The 18,117-nt window shown below is 72.7% G+C and carries 19 protein-coding genes; 4 read left to right on the plus strand and 15 right to left on the minus strand.

Translation table 11 applies throughout. From position 1 onward, the window contains the following. Window positions 1–108: 108 nt before the first annotated feature. On the plus strand, window positions 109–2,226 hold the full coding sequence (locus tag IE286_RS16535) for an ATP-binding SpoIIE family protein phosphatase (RefSeq protein ID WP_189797513.1): 2,118 nt from the start codon (window positions 109–111) through the stop codon (window positions 2,224–2,226). A gap of 308 nt (window positions 2,227–2,534) precedes the next feature. Then, the gene (locus IE286_RS16540) at window positions 2,535–2,810 is read left to right on the plus strand and encodes a hypothetical protein (RefSeq protein WP_189797514.1); all 276 of its coding nucleotides are present in this window, start codon (window positions 2,535–2,537) and stop codon (window positions 2,808–2,810) included. A 30-nt stretch (window positions 2,811–2,840) separates the two neighbouring features. Here the strand turns inward: IE286_RS16540 and IE286_RS16545 are convergent, their stop codons facing one another. From IE286_RS16545 to rpmG, 5 genes are all read right to left on the minus strand, one after another. Then, on the minus strand, window positions 2,841–3,653 hold the full coding sequence (locus IE286_RS16545) for an alpha/beta fold hydrolase (RefSeq protein WP_189797515.1): 813 nt from the start codon (window positions 3,651–3,653) through the stop codon (window positions 2,841–2,843). 214 nt (window positions 3,654–3,867) lie between these two features. Beyond that, the gene (gene rpsR / locus IE286_RS16550; RefSeq protein ID WP_189797516.1) at window positions 3,868–4,110 is read right to left on the minus strand and encodes a 30S ribosomal protein S18; all 243 of its coding nucleotides are present in this window, start codon (window positions 4,108–4,110) and stop codon (window positions 3,868–3,870) included. Window positions 4,111–4,181: 71 nt separating this feature from the next. After that, on the minus strand, window positions 4,182–5,336 hold the full coding sequence (locus IE286_RS16555) for a GTP-binding protein (protein ID WP_189797517.1): 1,155 nt from the start codon (window positions 5,334–5,336) through the stop codon (window positions 4,182–4,184). Beyond that, window positions 5,333–5,590 (minus strand): type B 50S ribosomal protein L31, encoded by a 258-nt coding sequence (locus IE286_RS16560; protein ID WP_189797518.1) that lies wholly within the window; start codon window positions 5,588–5,590, stop codon window positions 5,333–5,335. The genes IE286_RS16555 and IE286_RS16560 overlap by 4 nt, the downstream gene beginning before the upstream one ends. 5 nt (window positions 5,591–5,595) lie before the next feature. After that, on the minus strand, window positions 5,596–5,760 hold the full coding sequence (rpmG, locus tag IE286_RS16565) for a 50S ribosomal protein L33 (protein ID WP_125500810.1): 165 nt from the start codon (window positions 5,758–5,760) through the stop codon (window positions 5,596–5,598). Between the two features lie 73 nt (window positions 5,761–5,833). Between rpmG and rpmB the strand changes: the two genes are divergently transcribed. Continuing rightward, window positions 5,834–6,070, plus strand: coding sequence for a 50S ribosomal protein L28 (gene rpmB, locus IE286_RS16570; RefSeq protein ID WP_189797519.1), 237 nt, complete (start codon window positions 5,834–5,836; stop codon window positions 6,068–6,070). Beyond that, entirely contained in the window at window positions 6,070–6,375 is a 306-nt protein-coding gene (gene rpsN / locus IE286_RS16575; protein WP_189797520.1) for a 30S ribosomal protein S14, read from the plus strand. The genes rpmB and rpsN overlap by 1 nt, the downstream gene beginning before the upstream one ends. Window positions 6,376–6,447: 72 nt before the next feature. Here the strand turns inward: rpsN and IE286_RS16580 are convergent, their stop codons facing one another. The 10 genes from IE286_RS16580 to IE286_RS16625 all read right to left on the minus strand — a co-directional run bounded on the left by IE286_RS16580 (window position 6,448) and on the right by IE286_RS16625 (window position 18,053). Beyond that, window positions 6,448–7,392: an NAD-dependent protein deacetylase gene (locus IE286_RS16580; RefSeq protein WP_189797521.1), complete on the minus strand. Its 945-nt coding sequence runs from the start codon at window positions 7,390–7,392 to the stop codon at window positions 6,448–6,450. Window positions 7,393–7,505: 113 nt separating this feature from the next. Then, window positions 7,506–8,048 carry a hypothetical protein gene (locus IE286_RS16585; protein ID WP_189797522.1) on the minus strand — a complete coding sequence of 181 codons (543 nt, stop codon included), beginning with the start codon at window positions 8,046–8,048 and terminating at the stop codon, window positions 7,506–7,508. A gap of 244 nt (window positions 8,049–8,292) precedes the next feature. Beyond that, a complete protein-coding gene (locus tag IE286_RS16590) occupies window positions 8,293–10,188 on the minus strand; it encodes a DUF2264 domain-containing protein (RefSeq protein ID WP_189797523.1) in 1,896 nt (631 codons plus the stop codon). Further along, on the minus strand, window positions 10,185–11,165 hold the full coding sequence (locus tag IE286_RS16595; protein WP_189797524.1) for a hydroxyacid dehydrogenase: 981 nt from the start codon (window positions 11,163–11,165) through the stop codon (window positions 10,185–10,187). The genes IE286_RS16590 and IE286_RS16595 overlap by 4 nt, the downstream gene beginning before the upstream one ends. A 23-nt stretch (window positions 11,166–11,188) precedes the next feature. Next, window positions 11,189–12,052, minus strand: a complete 864-nt coding sequence (locus tag IE286_RS16600; RefSeq protein ID WP_189797525.1) for a carbohydrate ABC transporter permease — start codon at window positions 12,050–12,052, stop codon at window positions 11,189–11,191. After that, a complete protein-coding gene (locus tag IE286_RS16605; protein WP_189797526.1) occupies window positions 12,049–13,032 on the minus strand; it encodes a carbohydrate ABC transporter permease in 984 nt (327 codons plus the stop codon). Before IE286_RS16605 ends, IE286_RS16600 begins: the two co-directional genes overlap by 4 nt. 31 nt (window positions 13,033–13,063) lie before the next feature. Further along, on the minus strand, window positions 13,064–14,416 hold the full coding sequence (locus IE286_RS16610) for an ABC transporter substrate-binding protein (RefSeq protein ID WP_189797527.1): 1,353 nt from the start codon (window positions 14,414–14,416) through the stop codon (window positions 13,064–13,066). A 131-nt stretch (window positions 14,417–14,547) separates the two neighbouring features. Further along, window positions 14,548–15,657, minus strand: a complete 1,110-nt coding sequence (locus IE286_RS16615) for a substrate-binding domain-containing protein (protein WP_189797528.1) — start codon at window positions 15,655–15,657, stop codon at window positions 14,548–14,550. Window positions 15,658–15,765: 108 nt separating this feature from the next. Continuing rightward, window positions 15,766–16,473 carry a B3/B4 domain-containing protein gene (locus tag IE286_RS16620; protein ID WP_189797529.1) on the minus strand — a complete coding sequence of 236 codons (708 nt, stop codon included), beginning with the start codon at window positions 16,471–16,473 and terminating at the stop codon, window positions 15,766–15,768. A 140-nt stretch (window positions 16,474–16,613) separates the two neighbouring features. Next, window positions 16,614–18,053, minus strand: coding sequence for an MFS transporter (locus IE286_RS16625; protein WP_189797530.1), 1,440 nt, complete (start codon window positions 18,051–18,053; stop codon window positions 16,614–16,616). Between the last annotated feature and the right edge of the window lie 64 nt (window positions 18,054–18,117).

An 18,117-nucleotide genomic window follows, 5' to 3' on the forward strand; every position in this document is an offset into this window, starting at 1 on the left:
GCACCGCTCGTGGTGGGTCTTCTCGTGCCGCCGCCCGCCCGGACGTGCTTACCTTGAGGTTGGACCGCACGACGCAGGTCGTCCTCCGCTCGCATCAGGAGCACCGTGGTGAGCGACAACGATCACAGCCGGCTGGCCGCGGCGCTGCGACGCGCCGTGCAGGACCTGCACGCCAGCACCGGCATCGCCTACGTGCCCGCCGACGACGGGCGTCTGCTCACCGCGGTGACGATCGTGGGTCTGCCGGTCTCCCTCTACACCGCGCTGGAACGCATCCGCGTGGACCACGAGCGGTACACCCCGGCGATCGCGTACCGGACCGGACGGCAGATCATCGGCTCCAGCCCCGAAACCCTGTCGGCCCCCTCGGCCGCCGATGTGACGATGCCCTTCCCGTACACGGTCGCCTCGACGCCGGCGCAGGCGTCCGGGCACATGGTGGGTGTGCTGACCCTGCTGTGGGTGCCGCCGCTGGGGCCCCGCCAGCTCCTCCCCGAGCACAAGAGCCGGTGCTGCGGATGGGCTCAGGAGATGGCGCAGGACCTGGACATCGCGCGGCAACGCTACGCCCGGGCTCGCCCGGCCTCGGTGCCGTGCTTCCTGCTCCCGGCGACCGGTGACGCCCTCGGCACCGATGTGTCGTTCCTGTACGACTTCCAGAAGACGGCGTCCGCGCTGACGCGGGCGGTGCGGCCGCAGGACGTCATCGAGACCGTGGTGCACCGCATCATGGCGCCCTTCGACGCCCAGAGCATGCTGGTCGGCGTCCTGGAGTACGGCCGGCAGCGCATCCTCGGATACACCGGGTACCCACCGGAGATCACACGTTCCGTCTCGGTGCCCACGCCGGCGGAGCCGCTGTTCCTGGAGAACGAGACCGACCTGGCGGCGGCACACCTCGGAGCCCTCGGCGACGGCCTGCGGGCCTGCGCGCTGCTGCCGCTGATCAGCGAGCGCCGCACCACCGGCACGTTCGTCCTGGGATTCGACCACCCGCGCCGCTTCACCGCCGAGAACCGGGCGGTCCTGGTCTCCATGACCGGCCTGCTCGCCCAGTCCCTCGACCGCGCCCGGCACTTCGAGACCGAACACGGCGTGGTGCGCAGACTGCAGCAGGGGCTGCTGCCCCACATGCTTCCCCACCTCGAGGAACTGGACACCGCGGCCCGGTACGTGCCGGCGCCGGGAACCGATGTGGGCGGTGACTGGTACGACGTCCTCACCCTGCCCGACGGAAACGTGGGCCTGGTCATCGGCGACGTCGAGGGACACAGCCCGGCCGGCGCGGCGGTCATGGGACAGATCCGCAGCGTCGTGCGTGCCTACGCCACCGAAGGGCACGGACCCGCCGACGTGCTCGGCCGGACCAACCGGCTGCTGGCCGAACTGGGCACGGACCTGTTCGTCACCTGCACCTGCATCTGGCTCGACCGGGCCGCCGGCACCGCGGAGATCTCCCGTGCCGGCCATCCGAGCCCGCTGCTGCGCCTGCCCGACCGCACCATCGAGGTGGCGGCCCCGGAGCCGGGCCTGCCGCTCGGCGTGGTTCCGGACGCGGTGTACCACTCCGAGGAAGTGATCCTGCCTCCCGGCACCGTCCTCGCCCTCTACACCGACGGCCTGATCCACTCCCGCGACACCGATCTGGTCGCGGGGACCGAGGCCCTGTGCCGTCTGCTGGCCGAGGCCGACGAGCTGCGCCTGGAGGAGCTCGCCACCCGGCTGCTCGGCATCACGGGAGAGGGGGCGGGCCGGACGCGGGAGGACGACGCGGCCCTGCTGCTCGCCCGCTACGACGGGGCGCTGCCGGGCGCACACCGTCGCGTGAGCCGGATGTCCGTCCAGCGCCACGACCTGCAGGGCGTGCGGGAGGTGAGGGCCTTCCTGCACGAGAAGCTGCGTCTGTGGGGCTGGAGGGCCGTCTCCTACGAGGTGGAACTGCTGGCCACCGAGCTGGTCACCAACGCCCTGGTGCACGCCGACAGCGACGTCGACGTCCGGCTGCGCGAATACCCCGACCGCATCCGTGTCGAAGTGCGCGACTGCGACCCCCGGCCGCCTCTGCCCGCTCCCATCACGGTCACCGAGCAGGGCGACATCGACGCGGAGCACGGCCGGGGACTGGTCATCGTGGAGGCGATGGCATCGGCCTGGGGCAACTCGCCCAGCGGCCGCGGCAAGTCGGTGTGGTTCGAGGTGACCGCCACGATCATGGACGGCCCGTAGGCACCGGGCGAACGCACGGCCCGCCCGGCGCGGCGGCGTGAACCGGTCACCCTCGGTGTCCGGAGCATCCCCGCTGTCCGGAGCATCCCGCTGTCCGGGCGCCCCCGTGTCCGGGCGCCTTCGCTGTCCGGCGTTTTCGGTGTCCGGGGTGCTGGGCGGCCCGACCCGGACCGGACCGAGCCGGCCCGCGCCGAGCCGGACCCCGGTGCCGGCCGGCTCCGCGGACGGAAATGACGTCGGACAATGGACACACGTACGCACGTCCGGCGAAAGCCTGCAGCCTTCTGACCGCTGTGGAGGGACACGCGATGAGCCCGATCCACCACTTCCACCTGGACGTCAGGGGGCACTCGGTCACGGTCAACCTCGACTGCGGCCGGCGCGGGACGGCCGAGCTGCTCATCGACGGCAAGGAGACCGGTCGCGCAGAGGTCCACGGCACCCGCGCCCTGCTGCTCAGAGGCGAGCTGCCCACCGACCCTCCGGTGCCGGTCAGGGTGGACATCACTCTCGGACCCGGTGCGCCCCGCTGCGTCGCCTTCGTCGACGGCAGCCCGACGCTGATGCCGGCCCGCCCCTTCTGACCCCGGGCACCGCCGCCCGGCCGCACCCGATCACGCCGAGGCCCCGGTGACCTCGTCGAGGAAGTCACGGATCACCCGGCTCAGCAGGCCGGGGCGTTCCAGATGCAGGTCGTGTCCGGCACCGGGAACGCTCACGCCCCGCAGCCCGGGCTGCCGGACGAACATCTCGTCGGCCTCCCGCGGCTCGATGATGCTGCGCTGTGCCCAGACGGCCAGCGTGGGGCAGCTGATGCTGCTCCACTCCTCCCAGGAGGAACGCCGGGCGTTCTCGGCCAGGGACGCCACCATGACGTCCCGGTCGAAGCGCGGCCACCATCCGTCGTCCCGCTGTTCCAGCCCGGCCGCCCAGCCCTCACCGACGGCCCCGCCGCCGAAGAACCCGGCCGCGGCACCGCGCGACGGGAAGGGCACCGGCCAGGTGTCCAGCCAGCCACCGATGCGGGACGGGACGTCGGGATCGGGACCGCCGGGCCCCGCCTCCACGCACACCAGCGCACGGGCCAGGCCCGGGTGGGCGGCGGTGGTGAGCAGGGCGGTGTGCCCGCCCAGGGACTGGCCGACGAGCACGGGCCGGTGCAGGCCGAGCCGTCCGGCCACGGTGACGACATCGGCGACGTAGGCGGCGCGGCTCACGTCGCCTGGGTGGCGTTCGCTGTCGCCGTGACCGCGCTGGTCGACGGCGACCACGTGATACCAGGGGCTCAGGGCGCGGGCGATCCCGTCCCACTCGCCCGCGTGCCCGGCCAGCCCGTGGAGCAGGAGAACATCGGGTCCCTGACCCGGCCAGTCACGGCAGACGAGGCGTATGCCGTCGCGTTCCACGGTGCGCTGCGTCCAGGCCATCGCGTGTCCACTCCTGTGCTCGGTCGGCTCGTCGAAGCCGCGAGGCTGCCTGGACATGATGACGGCCGGCGGGTGCCCGGTGGGCCGAGACGACGAGCCGGGCGGCCGGGCACGCGTCACGGCCACCCGGCTCGCGGCGATCCGGGTGGCCGTGAGCCGGGTGCCGGGCTCGCGGCGATCCGCCGGCCTCCGCGCCGGGGCGCGGCCGGTCCGGTCACCGGGTGGGCGGGGGCAGCAGCGCCATCTCCCGGGCGTTCTTGACGGCCTGTGCCATGCGGCGCTGCTGTTGGCGCGTCAGGCCGGTCACCCGGCGGCTGCGGATCTTCCCGCGGTCGGAGATGAACTTCCGCAGCAGATCGGTGTCCTTGTAATCGATGTAGGTGATGCCGGCCGCGTCCAGCGGATTGACCCGCCGGCGCTTGGCGGCCTTGCGCCGGGCGGCGGTGGAGGGAGACATGATGAGCCGGTCCTCTCTGTCAGGTGACGTCTTCGGCATATGACGGGTTTTCGTCGGGTGACGGGTCTTCGTCAGGCGGCGAAGTCGAGCAGGTCGTCGAAGGCGTGGGGGAGGTCCTGCCAGCGGTCCCGTCCCCCGGCGTACTCCTCGTCGGTGAGCAGGCAGGAGTCGAGCAGGTGCAGAAGGCCGTCCCGGTCCAGGCCCGGCGAGGTGAAGGTGAGGTACTGGCAGCGGTCGCCGTGCTCGGGGTGCCAGTCCAGGGACGCGGCGAGCCGGCGCTCGGCGGGCACCAGGTCCCAGGCGGCGTCGGGCAGGGCGGCCAGCCAGGGACCGGCCGACTCCAGGCACAGCGCGCCGCCCGCCGCGTCCCAGGACAGCAGGGCGTCCGGGCGGTCCGCCAGCCAGAAGCGGCCACGGCTGCGGGCGGCGGCACACGCCAGATCCTCCAGCGCCGCGTACAGGCGCTGCGGGTGCAGGGGGCGGTCGCGCCGCCAGACGACGGTGCTCACACCGTGCGCGTCGCACTCCTGGGGCAGCAGCGCGCACGCCGGATGCACCCGGGCGGCGGCCGTGGCCACGTCGAACCCGGCCAGCAGCGCGGGCCCCAGCAGGCCGCTGCCCACGCGCACCGTGTCGGCGCCCGGCGTGAGCTGGGCGAGCAGCTCGTGATCGCTGTCCGCGGTCTCGCCGGCCTCGGCGAGAGCGAGCACTGTGGGGTACTCCAGCTGCCGGGCGAAGGTGTCGGACACCGTCCGCTGATCGGTCGGGGCGGCGGCCAGCCCGGCGTCCGCGAGGTCGTCGCCGTTGGACAGACACGGCAGCACCAGGGCCGGGTCGACGGCGGTGGCGACCCCGGTGAGCCGTAGCGGCGCGCCCGCCCCGGCGACGACCGAGGCCATGGCCTGGGGTTCGACGGAGTCCCACAGTTCGACGACGGCCAGCCGGTGCCGGCCGGCCTCGGCGAGCCGTACCAACTCAGGGACCAGATCCTCGCGCAGCGCACAGCACGCGCAGTCGTTGACCAGGGGCGCGGAGCCGCTGTCCAGCAGTCCTCCGGCGTCCCGGACCGTCCGGCGCACCATGCCGTCGGCGGCGTGCGCCAGATCGTGGTGCAGGGCCACCGAGCCGGGGACCGTGCGCAGGATCTCCTCGACCGCGGCCCGGCGTGCGTCGGCGTGCAGACCGGCGACGAGCGCGACCGGCAGCCGCGTGTGCTCGCCGCTCACCGCCCGCTCCGTCCGCGGCCGTAGCGCCTGGCGAAGCGCTCGACGCGTCCGGCGGTGTCCACGACCCGCCGGGTGCCGGTGTAGAAGGGGTGGCTCGCCGAGGAGATCTCGACGTCGATGACAGGGTAGGTGCGGCCGTCCTTCCATTCGACGGTCTTGTCGCTGGTGGCGGTCGAACGGGTCAGGAAGGCGAAACCGGCGGCCCGGTCACGGAAGACGACGGGCCGGTACGCGGGGTGGATACCGGGCTTCACGGATCTCAGCGCTCCTCACGGAAGTCGACGTGGCGTCGGACGACCGGGTCGTACTTGCGCAGCGTCAGCCGGTCCGGGTCGTTACGACGGTTCTTGCGGGTCACGTAGGTGTAGCCGGTGCCTGCGGTGGACCGCAGCCTGACGACCGGCCGGAGTTGGTCACGGGCCATGCCAGGAACCATACAGGATTGATTTTCATTTTCATCTAGGGCTAGGGTGCGGGCACTCGACTCGAGGAGGAACATGTCCGCCCACTGCCAACTCACCGGCCGCAGCCCGGGCTTCGGGCACCGCGTCTCGCACTCCCACCGGCGCGGCAAGCGGCGCTTCGACCCCAACGTCCAGCGCAGGCGCTACTGGCTGCCGAGCGAAGGCCGCTCCGTGCGGCTGACCCTCTCGGCCAAGGGCATCAAGACCGTGGACGCAATCGGCATCGAGGCCGCGGTGGCCCGCATCCGCGCCCGAGGAGAGAGGATCTGATGGCGAAGAAAAGCAAGATCGCGAAGAACGAGCAGCGACGCCGCATCGTGGCCCGCTACGCCGCGCGCCGGGCCGAGCTGAAGGCGGTCATCGCCTCGCCCCGTGCCTCCGCGGAGGAACGCGCCGCGGCCCAGCGGGAACTGCGCAGGCAGCCCCGCGACGCCAGCGCCACCCGGGTGCGCAACCGCGACGCCGTGGACGGCCGCCCCCGAGGTCATCTGCGGGCGTTCGGCCTCTCCCGCATCCGCGTGCGGGAGATGGCGCACGCGGGCCAACTCCCCGGGGTCACCAGGAGCAGCTGGTGACCCGCCGCCCGCGCACGGCGTGCCGGGGTGCGGAACGCGGGCCGGCCTGCGCGGGACGCGGGCCGGGGAGGGTCACCCCGCCGGTGTCCCGCGGCCCTGGGCCGGCACCCCGGCCGCCTGGTGGGGCAGGGTCTCGTGCCCGGGGATGCCCAGCAGTCCGGCCACGGCGGTCAGGGCCGTGCCCAGGGGCAGCGCGATCCGCGCGGCGGCGTAGCGGTCGCCCCGGGTGACGTCCCGGTTGACGATGAGCACCTGCTTGCCCTCCTGGGCGGCCTGGCGGACGAACCGCAGGCCGGACATCACGGTCAGCGAGGAGCCGAGGACCAGCAGCGAGGCCGCCTCGCGGACCAGCGCACGGCAGCGCTCGACCCGGTGCTGCGGAACGGCCTCCCCGAAGAACACCACGTCGGGTTTGAGGACTCCCCCGCACCGGGCGCAGGGCACCACCCGGAAGTCGCCGACCTGGTCGTCGGTGAGGTCGGCGTCGCCGTCCGGGTTGATGCCGGCGGCCACCGGAGAAAAGCCCGTGTTGGCCTCCTCCAGCCGCCGGGCCAGCTCGCCGCGGGAGCCGACCGCACCGCAGGACAGGCACACCACGCGCGCCAGGCTGCCGTGCAGCTCCACCACGCTGCGGCTGCCGGCGGCCTGGTGCAGGCCGTCGACGTTCTGCGTGATCAGTCCCGACAGAAGGCCGTGCCGCTCGAACGCGGCCACGGCCCGGTGCCCGGCGTTGGGACGGGCACGGCCGAAGGTGCGCCACCCCAGGTGGCTGCGCGCCCAGTAGCGGCGTCGGGCCTGCGGGTCCGCGACGAACTCCTGGTAGGTCATCGGGGTGTGCCGGCTCAGGGTCCCGCCCTCGCCCCGGTAGTCGGGGATGCCGGACTCGGTGGACATGCCGGCCCCGCTGAGCACGAGCACGCCGCCGGCGCGCAGTGCCTCGACGACCGGTCGCAGATCCGTGGTGCCCGGAGGCAGGTCCTCGTCTGGGATCCAGCTCAGGGTGGGCCGCATACGCATGCCGCCAGGGTACGGAACGGGCCGTGGCCGGTGGTCGCCCGCGTCGTCGATCAGGCCGGCCGCGGTCCGTGCCGGGTGCACCGGCTGTGTCTCTCGCGCCGCGCCCGCCCGCGTCATGCGTGGTCCTCCTCCGACCGGGACAGCGCATCGGCGATCATGCGGGTGGCGAAGGCATGGTCGTCGGTGATGCGGTTGATGTGCTCCGCGAGCAGGAAGGCAGTGGCCTCCAGGGCGGTCAGCTCCTCGTCGGTCCAGTCCCCGTACTGATGGCGCCACAGGCTCGGGCTCAGGCCCGTCCCCGCGGCCACGACCAGACCCGCCATGGTGGGGATGACCTCGGGCCGCACGCTCTTGGGCATCATGCGCATCGTCGCCACGAGGTTGGGCACCACACCCGCGATGACGTCCTCGTCGTGGTCCTCGTAGGCCATCCGCAGCCACTGCATGAACATGAAGATGAGGGTGCAGACGCCGTCCAGTACGCCGTCGACCCCCTCGGGCCCCAGGGACGCGGCGAACTGGCCGACCAGCTTTTGCTGCACGGGATCGGCCTGCGTTCTGCCGTCGCGCACGGCCGTGAGCCGGGAGTCGATCAACAGCAGGGCCGCGCCCACATCACCGGCGGGGGCGTATTCGGGATCACAGGGCGACGACAACAGGTTCCTCCCTCGTGCGACCGCGGTGGGCAGCACCGTGTGCTCCGTACCGTAGACCGGCAAGCCGCCGGCGGTCCGGTGAATCGGGAGAAGAACGGACGGCGGTGTGAAGCGCCGCCGGCCCCGGGACCACCGGTACGGCCCGCGGACCTGAGCCGCTCCGCACCCGGACCCGGACGACGGCGGGGGAAGGTGCCGGGGGAGCGGGGCGGTGGCCGCCCCGCCCCGCCCACCGCGCCTCGCGTCAGGGCTGTTCCCGCGTGACACGCACCGGATCGAAGGCCACGACGGTCACCGGGCCCCGTGCCCAGTGCACGCGCACCACCGGGCCGTCCACGGTCACGCCGGCGACGGCCTCGGCGGCCGGTGCGGCACCGGCGTCCCCGCCCAGCGCGGCCAGCGCCACGAACACCGCCGTGCCCTCGACGCCGGCGGACAGCCGGGGCACCCGCACCCACGGTTCGTACGCCGTGCCCTCGGGCGCGCGCACCCGCTCGGTCTCGCCCCAGCCGTGCAGGCCGACCAGCTCGGACCGCAGCGTTCCCGTCGCCCAGCCGGTGAGGGTGACCCGCGCCCCGTGCGGGGCGCCGACGACGCGGTGGACCCGCAGCTCGTGGCGCCCGCGTGCCACGGTCACGCTCTCCACCCGCAGGCCCGGCACCATCGGCGGTCCGGAGACGAACACCGGACGATGCCAGGAGGCCGCCCAGCCCCAGCCCTCTCCTTCGCCCGCGCCCAGCGGACGGATGCGGCGCCGCACACTGGGCACGCCGGAGACCTCCACCGACAGATGGTTGTCGGCGACGTTCGCCCGCGAGGTGGGACCGGTGTGCGTGGAGTACGCCTGCCGCCCGTACAGCGGATCGTCCTCGGCCGCGGACTCGCCCTCGTGCGGCCGCACATGATCGCTGCCGTGGTTGTGCAGGCGCACGATCCCGTCGGCCCCGGTGGACTGCACCAGCAGCCCGGGCGCGGGCAGGGCCTTCACCCGGTCGGGGCCCTCGCTGGGCGCCGGTTCCTCGGTCGCCGTCCACAGCGGATCGTCCTCCGGGGCGAGCAGAGCCACGAACGCCTTCGACGCCCAGTACGGGGACGCCGGACCCGAGTAGGGCTGGAGCGTGGGGGCGTGCGGGCCGTGCCAGCCCAGGCTGAGCAGCCCGTCGCCGGTGACGGCGCCCCGGTCGAGGAAGTAGCGCAGGCTGCCGCTGATCAGGCGGCGCGAGGTGCCCGGGGACAGCGGGGTGTGCCCGGTGACGGCGCCCAGGCCGACCGCCGCGGAGGCCGCGAACCGGTAGGTCAGCGAGCGTCCGAAGTGGACCGGCGCCCCGTCGGCGCCGAACAGGAGCGAGAAGCTCTCCAGGTGCGTGCGCAGCCGCGGCCCGAAGCGGTCCATGAGCGCCTCGTCACCGCACAGATGAGCGATCAGCACCGGATACAGGTGCAGCGCCCACCCGTTGTAGTGGTCGAACGCCCGCCCGTCACCGTCCGCGTACCAGCCGTCGCCCCGGTACCACGTCTCCATCAGCCCCAGCGCCCGCTGCCTGGCCCGCTCGGTCGCCTCGTCACCGCGGCCCACCGAGGCGAGGAACGCGGCGACCGTGAAGGGGAAGAGGTACCAGTTGTTGGGGGCGGGCGTGTGCGTCAGGGCGCCGCGCAGCCAGGCCTCGGCCCGGTCCCGCACCTCCTCGTCGAGCCGGTCCCACAGCCAGGGCCTGGTCAGCAGCAGACCCAGCGCCACCGACGCGGACTCCACCATCGGCTGGCCCTGCACATCGTGGTCGAGGATCAGCGGCCAGGACTCGGTGTCGTCCCGGCCCGGGGTGCGGGTGCCCGCGGCCAGCCCGGACGCGTACCGCTCCAGCCAGCCGTGCGGGTCCTTGCCGCCGGCGCCCGCCACCCGGAAACCGGCCGCCAGGAACGTCCGGGCGTAGCCCTCCAGGCCGTCGGAGCGGACACCGGACCGGGACGGGCGGCCCGGCAGATCGATCAGGGCACCACCGGGTGTGGCCCAGCGCCAGGCGGCGCCGAGCAGTCCGTCCGCGACCGCCTCCCAGTGCGCCCGCACATAGCCGGTGTACGGGCTGCGCGCACGGTCCTCGGCGGGAAGACCGAAGGGGATGCTCGTACCAGGAACGCTCATGCCAGGAACGCCAGCCTTTCGCGTCGTACGGGATGGGCGAAGCCGTCGCCCGCGGCCCACCGGGCCACCTCGGCGACGGCGGTCTCGGCGAGCCGCTCCCACTCGTTGCCCTGGGAACCGGCGAGATGCGGGGTGATCAGTACGTTCGGGCAGTCCCACAGCGGATGACCGGCGGGCAGCACCTCCGGGTCCGTCACGTCGAGCACCGCACGGATGCGGCCCGCGCGCACCACGTCGGTCAGCGCGTCCTGGTCGACGACCGCGCCGCGCGAGGTGTTGATGAGCGTGGCGCCCGGCCGCATCGCGTCCAGCAGGTCGCGGCCGACCAGCCCGCGAGTGGCGGGCAGCAGCGGCGTGTGGATGCTCACCAGGTCGCTGCGGGCGAAGAGCGTGGGCAGATCGACCCATTTCGCGCCCAGCTCGGCGGCGTCGGCCTCGCCCACGTACGGGTCGTACAGCAGCACCTCGTGGTCGAAGGGGCGCAGCAGCTCCATGACGCGCCGGCCGATCAGGGAGGCGGACAGGATGCCCACCGTGCTGCGGTAGTTGCCCACGGTCCGCGGGAGGCTCAGCCAGTCGTCGCGCCGGCGGGCGATCCGGTAGGCACGGGCCCGCTCCAGCACCTGCTTGGCGTACAGCAGGATCATGCCGAGGGTGTACTCGGCGACCGGCAGGGCGTTGGCCGCGGCCGCCGACGACACCTCGATGCCGCGCTCCCAGCAGGCGTCGGTGACATGCCCGCGCACCGAACCGGCCGCGTGCACGACCGCCTCGAGGCGCGGTGCGGAGGCGAGGACGCCTGCGTCCAGCCGCGGACACCCCCAGCCGGTGACGAGCACCTCGGCCTCGGCGAGGATCTCCTTCGCACGTACGGTGGTCAGATCGTCGAGGACCGGCAGCGGGGCCAGGTCGCACACCTTCCCGAGCGCGGTCAGCGCCTTCGGCGGGAAGACGGCGGCGGCCGCCTGTGGAGACATGGCGAGAGCCGTACGCGGCGTCCTCACTTGACCGCCCCCGCCGTCAGACCGGACCGCCAGAACCGCTGGAGCAGGATGAACGCGAGGATGAGGGGCAGCACCGCGAGCAGCGAGCCGGTGATCACCACCGGGTAGTACTCGGGGGAGACGGTCGCCTGGCTGTTCCACTGGTAGAGCCCAAGACTCAACGGATACAGGTGCTGATTCGACAACATCACCATCGGCAGGAAGAAGTTGTTCCAGATCGCTGTCAGCTGGAAGAGAAAGACCGTGACCAGCCCCGGTCCCAGCATCCGCAGCGACACTCTCAGATACGTGGTCAACTCGCCGGCGCCGTCCACCCGTGCCGCCTCCAGCACCTCGTCGGGCACATATCCCTGCGCGAAGATCCGGCCCAGGTACACCCCGAAGGGATTGAACAGCACGGGGACGAACACCGACCAGAAGGTGTTCACCACACCCGTCTCGGACGCGATGAGGTACAGCGGCAGCGCGAGCACCGTCTGCGGCACCATCACGGCCGCCAGCACCAGGCCGAACAGCTTCTCCTTGTGCCGGAAACGGTACTTGTCGAAGGCGTATCCGCAGGCGACGCTGATCATCGCGCCGAGCGCCGCGCCCAGCACGGCGTACAGCAGGCTGTTGCCGTACCAGCGCCCGTACAGCCCGCCGTCCATCGTCAGCAGGTCCTTGACGTTGCTCACCAGGGAGAAGTCGTGGAACGACAGGATGCTGCTGGTGAACACGGCGTCACGGGACTTCGCCGCCGCGAGCACCAGCCACAGCACCGGCAGCAGCGTGTACAGCACACTGAGCGCGACGACGACGTTGACGGTGGCACGGCCCAGCAGGCGCGGGCGCATCGGGTCGGGGTGTGCGAGGCTCATCGAGCGGTCTCCTTCGCGGAGTCGACCCGGTTGGTCCAGCGGGTGACCGCGTAGGAGACGGCGATGGTGACCACGAGCAGGATCACCGACGCGGCAGCCGCGAGCGAGTAGTTGGTGCGGCTGAAGGCCGCGTCGTAGATGTACATGCTGGGCGAGAACCGGGTGCTGACCATAGGTGAGGCCTGATGAAGCAGCATCGGCTCGGTGAACAGCTGCAGGGCCCAGATCAGCGTGAACATCGCCACCATGACGATCGAGGACCGCACCAGCGGCGCCTTGACCCGCACCGCGGTGCGCACCGGCCCGGCGCCGTCGACCACGGACGCCTCCAGCACCTCCCGGGGGATCGCCTGCAGGGCCGCGTAGAAGACGACCATGTTGTAGCCGAGGTTGCTCCACAGGGCGATGTTCACGATCGACGGCAGCGTGGTGTGCAGGCCGAGGAAGTCCACGGTGATGTCGGCCTTCGCGAGCGCCGCGACGACCGGGCTGATGCCGGGCGTGTACAGATACAGCCAGATCAGGGCGGCGATGATGCCGGGCACCGCGTGCGGCAGGAACAACCCCAGCTGCGCCCACGAACGCATCCGGACGACACCGGAGTCCAGCAGCAGGGCGAGCGCCAGGGACCCGAGCACCATCAGCGGAATGTAGATCACGCAGTACAGCGCGACCGTGCCGATCCCGGACAGGAACGTCGGGTCGGTCAGCACGGCGGCGTACGACCGCAGCCCGACGAACACGGTGCGCTCCGGGCCGAACCCGAGGCCGGGTTCGTCGGCGCTGAACAGGCTCAGCCACACCGCCGTGCCCAGGGGCACCAGGAAGACGAGGACGAGAAGGAGGAAGAACGGCGTCATCAGCACGCCGGCGGCGGCGTTGCGGCGGCGCCGGGCCGAGCGCTGTGCCGCGCGTCGGACGGCGTCCGCCGCGCGGGGCGGCGCGGTGCGCGGCGGCGCCGCGTGGGTGGTCGCGGTCATGGGGTCACCTGCCTGTCAGCGTGCGGGGGGTTCACGTCGAGTGCTGGGTGGTGGCCAGGCCGAGCGCCTTCAGGTCGGGCATGGTGCCGGCCTGTGCGTCGCGCATCGCGGACAGCAGGGTGCCGGAACCGGCGCCGGCCCGGGCGAACGCGTCCTGCATGATGTAGCCGGTGGCGGTCATGCGCGGCCCCCACACCCAGCCGTCGCTGATCTTGCGCGCCTCCTGCTCGAACAGCCCGTAGATGTCCTGCCCCCCGTAGTAGGTGCGGTCGAAAGCGGCACGGCCCACGGGCACCAGCCCGGTCGCCGCCGGATACATGCTGCTCGTGCCGCTGGACAGCCGGGCCTTGAGCGCGTCGGGATGCGACACCTGCCAGGCGATGAACTCCATGGCGGCCTCCGGGTGCCTGCTGTCCTTGGTGACCGCGAAGGTCGAGCCGCCGTGCATGCCGAGCGCCGGCCGGGCGGAGTCCCACTGGGGCAGCGGGGCGATGCGCCACGTGCCCTTCTGCTCAGGGTGCGCGTTCATCTGCGCGCCCGCCTCCCAGGCACCGCTCAGCCGCGTCAGGATCAGGCCGTTGCCCACCTGCGCGTCGTACAGGCGCGAGCCGGTGGCGTTGCAGTGGACGAGGTCCTCGTCGATGAGCCGCTGCCAGTAGGCGGCCACCGTGCGGGTGGGCGCGTCCGCCATGGACACGTTCCAGGCACCGCGGGAGATGTCGAACCACTGCGCCCCGGCCTGCCAGCACAGGGCGGCCATCAGCGTCATGCCGTCGGTGGGGAAGACGGTGATCCTGCGGCCCGCGCCCGTGCGGCGCACCGCGCGGGCCACCTCGGCGAACTCGTCCCAGGTGGTGGGCACGTCCAGGCCGAACTCGTCGAACAGGTCCTCGCGGTAGTGCAGCACCATCGGCTCGACGTCGAGCGGCACGCTGTAGGTGCGCCCGTCGAAGGTCGTCTGATCCAGCGACTGGGGCAGCAGCTTCGCCCGCAGCTCGTCGCCCACCAGAGCGGTGATGTCCCGGACGACGCCGTCGATCACGAAGCCGGGCAACTGGGGATACTCGATGGTGGCGACGTCGGGGGCGTTGCCCGCCCGCGCCGCGTTGCTCAGCTTCAGATACCCGCCCTGACCGCCGGCGGGTATCTGCTCGAAGTCGACCCGGATGTGATCGTGTGTTGCGTTGAAGGCATCCACCACCTCCTGACTGCCGCGCAATGCGGACCAGAAGGTGATGGTGGTTCTGCCCTTGGTGCCGGATGTTTCGCCGCTCCCCGATCCGGTGGACGCGCTGCCGTTCCCGGAACAGGCGCTCAGAGCGCCCGTCAGCGGCAGCGCGGTGATCGCGGCGAGCACGGATCGACGACTGTGTCGACCAGGCATGGGCGCCTCCCGCGGCTCCTGCGTGTCGAGTCACGGGAATACTGATCGGCTGCCCCGGTCAGGTCAATAGATCGATCAGGAGAAACTTCAAACGGTCAAACGCTCATTATGTGGGGTGTGTTCGATCCCGGTCACCCCTGACGAGGTGCCGTCGAACCGCGGACCTTCAGCGTCGGCAGCAGCTCCACCCGCTGCACCGGCGCGCCGGCCGCCCGGGACATGCCCGCGTCGAGCCGGCGCAGCAGCAGTTCCGCCGCCGCCCGGCCGACCTCCGCCTTCGGCGGGGACACGGCGGTCAGCGGGGTGCTGCCCAGCGCCGCGACCACGTCGTCGTACGCGACCACGGAACAGTCCTCCGGGATGCGCACCCCGTTGTCGCGCAGCGACTGCACCAGCATCAGGGCGTCCACATCACCGTGCAGCACGGCCGCCGTGGCCCCCGTCCCGGCCATCAGGGTGTGCAGCGCGACCGGCTCCGCCGTGCCCTCGTCCGCCGGATCGGGCGTCGCGGCGGGCGAGCTGAGCGTCACCGCCCACTCGTCGACGTCCGGGTGAGCCTCGGCGATCTCGGTGAACGCGGCACGGACGGTGCGCGCGGTCGGACTGTCGTCACGGGCGGCGAGCACGATGCGGCGATGGCCCAGCCGCGTCAGGTGCTCGACGGCGAGATGCACGCCGTACCAGTGGTCCGTGCACACGCTGTCCAGGGCGTGCAGCGCGCTGCCGCGGCGCGGCCTGCGCTCCATGAGCACGGCGGGCACGTCCAGCTCCGACAGCCAGGCGTAGTCCGCCTCCTCCGTGGCGAGCGCCCGCCACCGCGGAGCGATCAGCACGCCGCGCGCACCGTCCGCCAACGCCCGCTCGACCAGCGGGCGTTCGGCCCCCGGAACGGTCGGCGCGATGTGCAGCGCGATACGCGCCCCGGCCTCCTCCAGGACACTGCGCGCACCGTGCAGCGCCTCGTACAGATACGCGTGACGCTCGGGCACGACCACGGCGACCGGACCGCGGCCGTCGGCCGCGGGCTGCTGCTCGGTGCTCTGCTCGGCCTCCGCCAGCACCGGCCGGGCAACGCCGTGCCCGCGGCGCAGCTTGCCCTCGCGGGCCAGGTGCTCCACGTCGCGGCGCACGGTGACCACCGACACCTCCAGCTCCGCGGCGAGATCACTGACCCGGATGGCACCCCGGGACTGCACGGCCGCGAGTATCCGCTGCCGCCTGAGCCCGACCGGTTCGCGCATGCTGCTGGTTCCCCTCACAACCCGCTGTTCGTTTGACCGAATGCGCTGTGCGCTTCGCCGGGGCAGCATATCCAGCCGCCGCCCCGGCGCCGGAGCGCACACCCGGGATCAGACGTCGGCGCTGGGGCGGGCGGCATCGAGGTGGTGCACATGTGTCTGCTCCGCGTGCGGCGCGAGCAGGTCCCGCAGTTCGTCGACCGCGGCCTTGAGGACACCGCCGTCGCGGGTGGCGTGCACGGTCTCCAGGACGAAGACGACACGGGCGGAGTCCTCGGTGACGCGTGTACGGTGCGCATCGCGGTGGTTCCAGTGACGTGTGAGGATCCCGCCCTCGTCCGCGTAGACCACTTCGCCGGGCTTCGGCTGCTCCACGGTGCCGGGCTCCCCGAGCGGGGTGAACTCCTCGGATCCGTCGGCGTACCGGATCTCCACATCACCGAGGACCTTCTCGAGGTCGAAGGCACCGGCGGGCAGGCCGTGACGGACGGAGACGGCGTTGTAGGAGTCGACGGCCGCATGGATGCGCGGCAGGCTGCCCTTCTTGGCCATGCGCCGGCCGAGTGCGTCGACGCTGGGGCGGATGCGCCGCGGGTTGGTGCCGAAGGAGCGGTAGGCGGTGTGCCAGGACTCGATGAGCGGGTCGTTCTCCCCGGCGGGCCGCCAGCTGCCGTCGGCCAGCCGCTGCTCCAGGTCGTCCAGGGCCGCGGCCGTCGCCGGCCAGGGCTCGTGGCCGCGCAGGCCGGTGACGGCGACCAGGGCGATCCGGGTGTCGGGGAAGGCGTCCGCGACGGCGGGGTGGATGCGGAACACGGTCACGGGGTGTGCCTCTTCTCTGCGGGAACGGGCCAGATGGGCGCATTCTCGCCTGCGACGGGCCGACGCCGGGCGGCCGCCCCGGCCGACGCGACGCCGCCGACCGGCGCACCGGCGGCCGAGCCCGGGGCGCGGCGCCCGCATCACGCCCGGCGGGACGGAACCCGCCGGTCCGTACCGGTGGGGACGGCCGCCGCCGAGCGGACACGGCCACCTGCGCGGGGCGCCGGCACCAGCAGTGCCGCGAGCGCCGCCCCCAGACACAGCACGGCCAGCACGGCGAAGCCGTGGACGTAACCGGAGGCCTGGGGCAGGCCCGACGGCTGGAGACGACCGGTGACCAGCACACTGGTCACCGAGGTGCCGAGGGAGCCGCCGATGGTGCGGATGTTGGCGTTCATGCCGGTCGCGGCGCCGGTCCGGTCCGCCGGGACACTGCCGACGATCACATTGGCCATCGAGGCGAAGGCCAGGCCGATACCGAAACCGAACACCCCGGCGACGAGGGCCACCTGCCACTGCTGGTCGTGCCACGCGGCGAGGAAGCCGCAGGCCAGCGCGCCCAGTGCGGCACCGGCGGTCAGCTGCGCCTTCGCACCGACCACATGCTGCAGACGACCGCTGAGCACACCCGAGCAGAACATCGCCACCAGCATCGGCAGCATGAGGAGCCCGGCGTCGGTCACACTCGAGCCGAAGCCGTATCCCGCCTGCCTCGGCGTCTGCACGAAGCCGGGCAGGAAGGACCAGATGGCGTACATGCCGGCGCCGAAGAGCAGCGCTGCCGTGTTGGTGGTCCACACGGCGGGCAGCCGCATCACCCGCAGGTCGACCAGCGGGCTGCGGGAGCGGGCCTCGGCGTACAGCCACAGCGCGAACAGCACGACCGCCGCGGCGAACAGGCCGAGCACCCGGAGCGAGGTCCACCCCCAGGTGCCGGCCTGACTCAGCGGCAGCAGCAGGGCCACCAGCCAGGCCGACAGCAGCCCGGCGCCGAGCCAGCTGATGCTGCCCTCGGCCCGGTTGCGGGACTCCGGCACGCACCGCAGGGCGGTCAGCGCGGTGAGGGCGACGACGGCGACCGGGATCCAGAACAGCCAGTGGTAGTCCAGGGCGGACACGATGGGGCCGGCCGCCACCATGCCCACGCCGCCGCCCGCCGCGATCACGGCGGACAGGCTGCCGATCCTGCCGGGCACCTCGGCCGGCGCGAACTCGTCCCGGACGATCCCGAAGGACAGCGGGAACAACGCGCCGCCGACGCCCTGGACGACCCGGGCGACGATCAGTACGCCGATGCTCGGCGCGAGCGCGGCGAGCAGACACCCGGCGAGCACCGTCAGCAGGACGGCGACGAGGGTGCGTTTCTTCCCGGTCAGGTCGCCGACCCGGCCGAGAATGGGGGTGAAGACCGAGGCGGACAGCAGATACGCCGTCATCACCCAGGGCGCGGTGGACGGGGAGGTGTGCAGTGCGTGCTGGACGGTCGGCAAGGCCGGAGCGATCAGCGACTGCAGCATGGAGAACACGCCGGCACCGGTCGCGAGGACCGCGAAGGTGAGGCGCGTGGACGTGCGGGGCATGAAGGGCCTCTCGGGGCAGGGGCGACCGTGCGGCCGTCGCGGTCGCCCGAGTGCGGTGTGCTGG

This window comes from Streptomyces thermodiastaticus (assembly GCF_014656135.1).
GTDB classification, from domain to species: Bacteria; Actinomycetota; Actinomycetes; order Streptomycetales; family Streptomycetaceae; genus Streptomyces; species Streptomyces thermodiastaticus.

What these genes read in the sequence shown, in the direction of transcription:
- IE286_RS16540 (WP_189797514.1), top strand. Translation starts at nt 2,535, where the DNA reads ATGAGCCCGATCCACCACTTCCACCTGGACGTCAGGGGGCACTCGGTC.
- IE286_RS16545 (WP_189797515.1), bottom strand. Translation starts at nt 3,653, where the DNA reads ATGGCCTGGACGCAGCGCACCGTGGAACGCGACGGCATACGCCTCGTC.
- rpsR (WP_189797516.1), bottom strand. Translation starts at nt 4,110, where the DNA reads ATGTCTCCCTCCACCGCCGCCCGGCGCAAGGCCGCCAAGCGCCGGCGG.
- rpmG (WP_125500810.1), bottom strand. Translation starts at nt 5,760, where the DNA reads ATGGCCCGTGACCAACTCCGGCCGGTCGTCAGGCTGCGGTCCACCGCA.
- rpmB (WP_189797519.1), top strand. Translation starts at nt 5,834, where the DNA reads ATGTCCGCCCACTGCCAACTCACCGGCCGCAGCCCGGGCTTCGGGCAC.
- rpsN (WP_189797520.1), top strand. Translation starts at nt 6,070, where the DNA reads ATGGCGAAGAAAAGCAAGATCGCGAAGAACGAGCAGCGACGCCGCATC.
- IE286_RS16580 (WP_189797521.1), bottom strand. Translation starts at nt 7,392, where the DNA reads ATGCGTATGCGGCCCACCCTGAGCTGGATCCCAGACGAGGACCTGCCT.
- IE286_RS16590 (WP_189797523.1), bottom strand. Translation starts at nt 10,188, where the DNA reads ATGAGCGTTCCTGGTACGAGCATCCCCTTCGGTCTTCCCGCCGAGGAC.
- IE286_RS16595 (WP_189797524.1), bottom strand. Translation starts at nt 11,165, where the DNA reads ATGTCTCCACAGGCGGCCGCCGCCGTCTTCCCGCCGAAGGCGCTGACC.
- IE286_RS16600 (WP_189797525.1), bottom strand. Translation starts at nt 12,052, where the DNA reads ATGAGCCTCGCACACCCCGACCCGATGCGCCCGCGCCTGCTGGGCCGT.
- IE286_RS16605 (WP_189797526.1), bottom strand. Translation starts at nt 13,032, where the DNA reads ATGACCGCGACCACCCACGCGGCGCCGCCGCGCACCGCGCCGCCCCGC.
- IE286_RS16610 (WP_189797527.1), bottom strand. Translation starts at nt 14,416, where the DNA reads ATGCCTGGTCGACACAGTCGTCGATCCGTGCTCGCCGCGATCACCGCG.
- IE286_RS16615 (WP_189797528.1), bottom strand. Translation starts at nt 15,657, where the DNA reads ATGCGCGAACCGGTCGGGCTCAGGCGGCAGCGGATACTCGCGGCCGTG.
- IE286_RS16625 (WP_189797530.1), bottom strand. Translation starts at nt 18,053, where the DNA reads ATGCCCCGCACGTCCACGCGCCTCACCTTCGCGGTCCTCGCGACCGGT.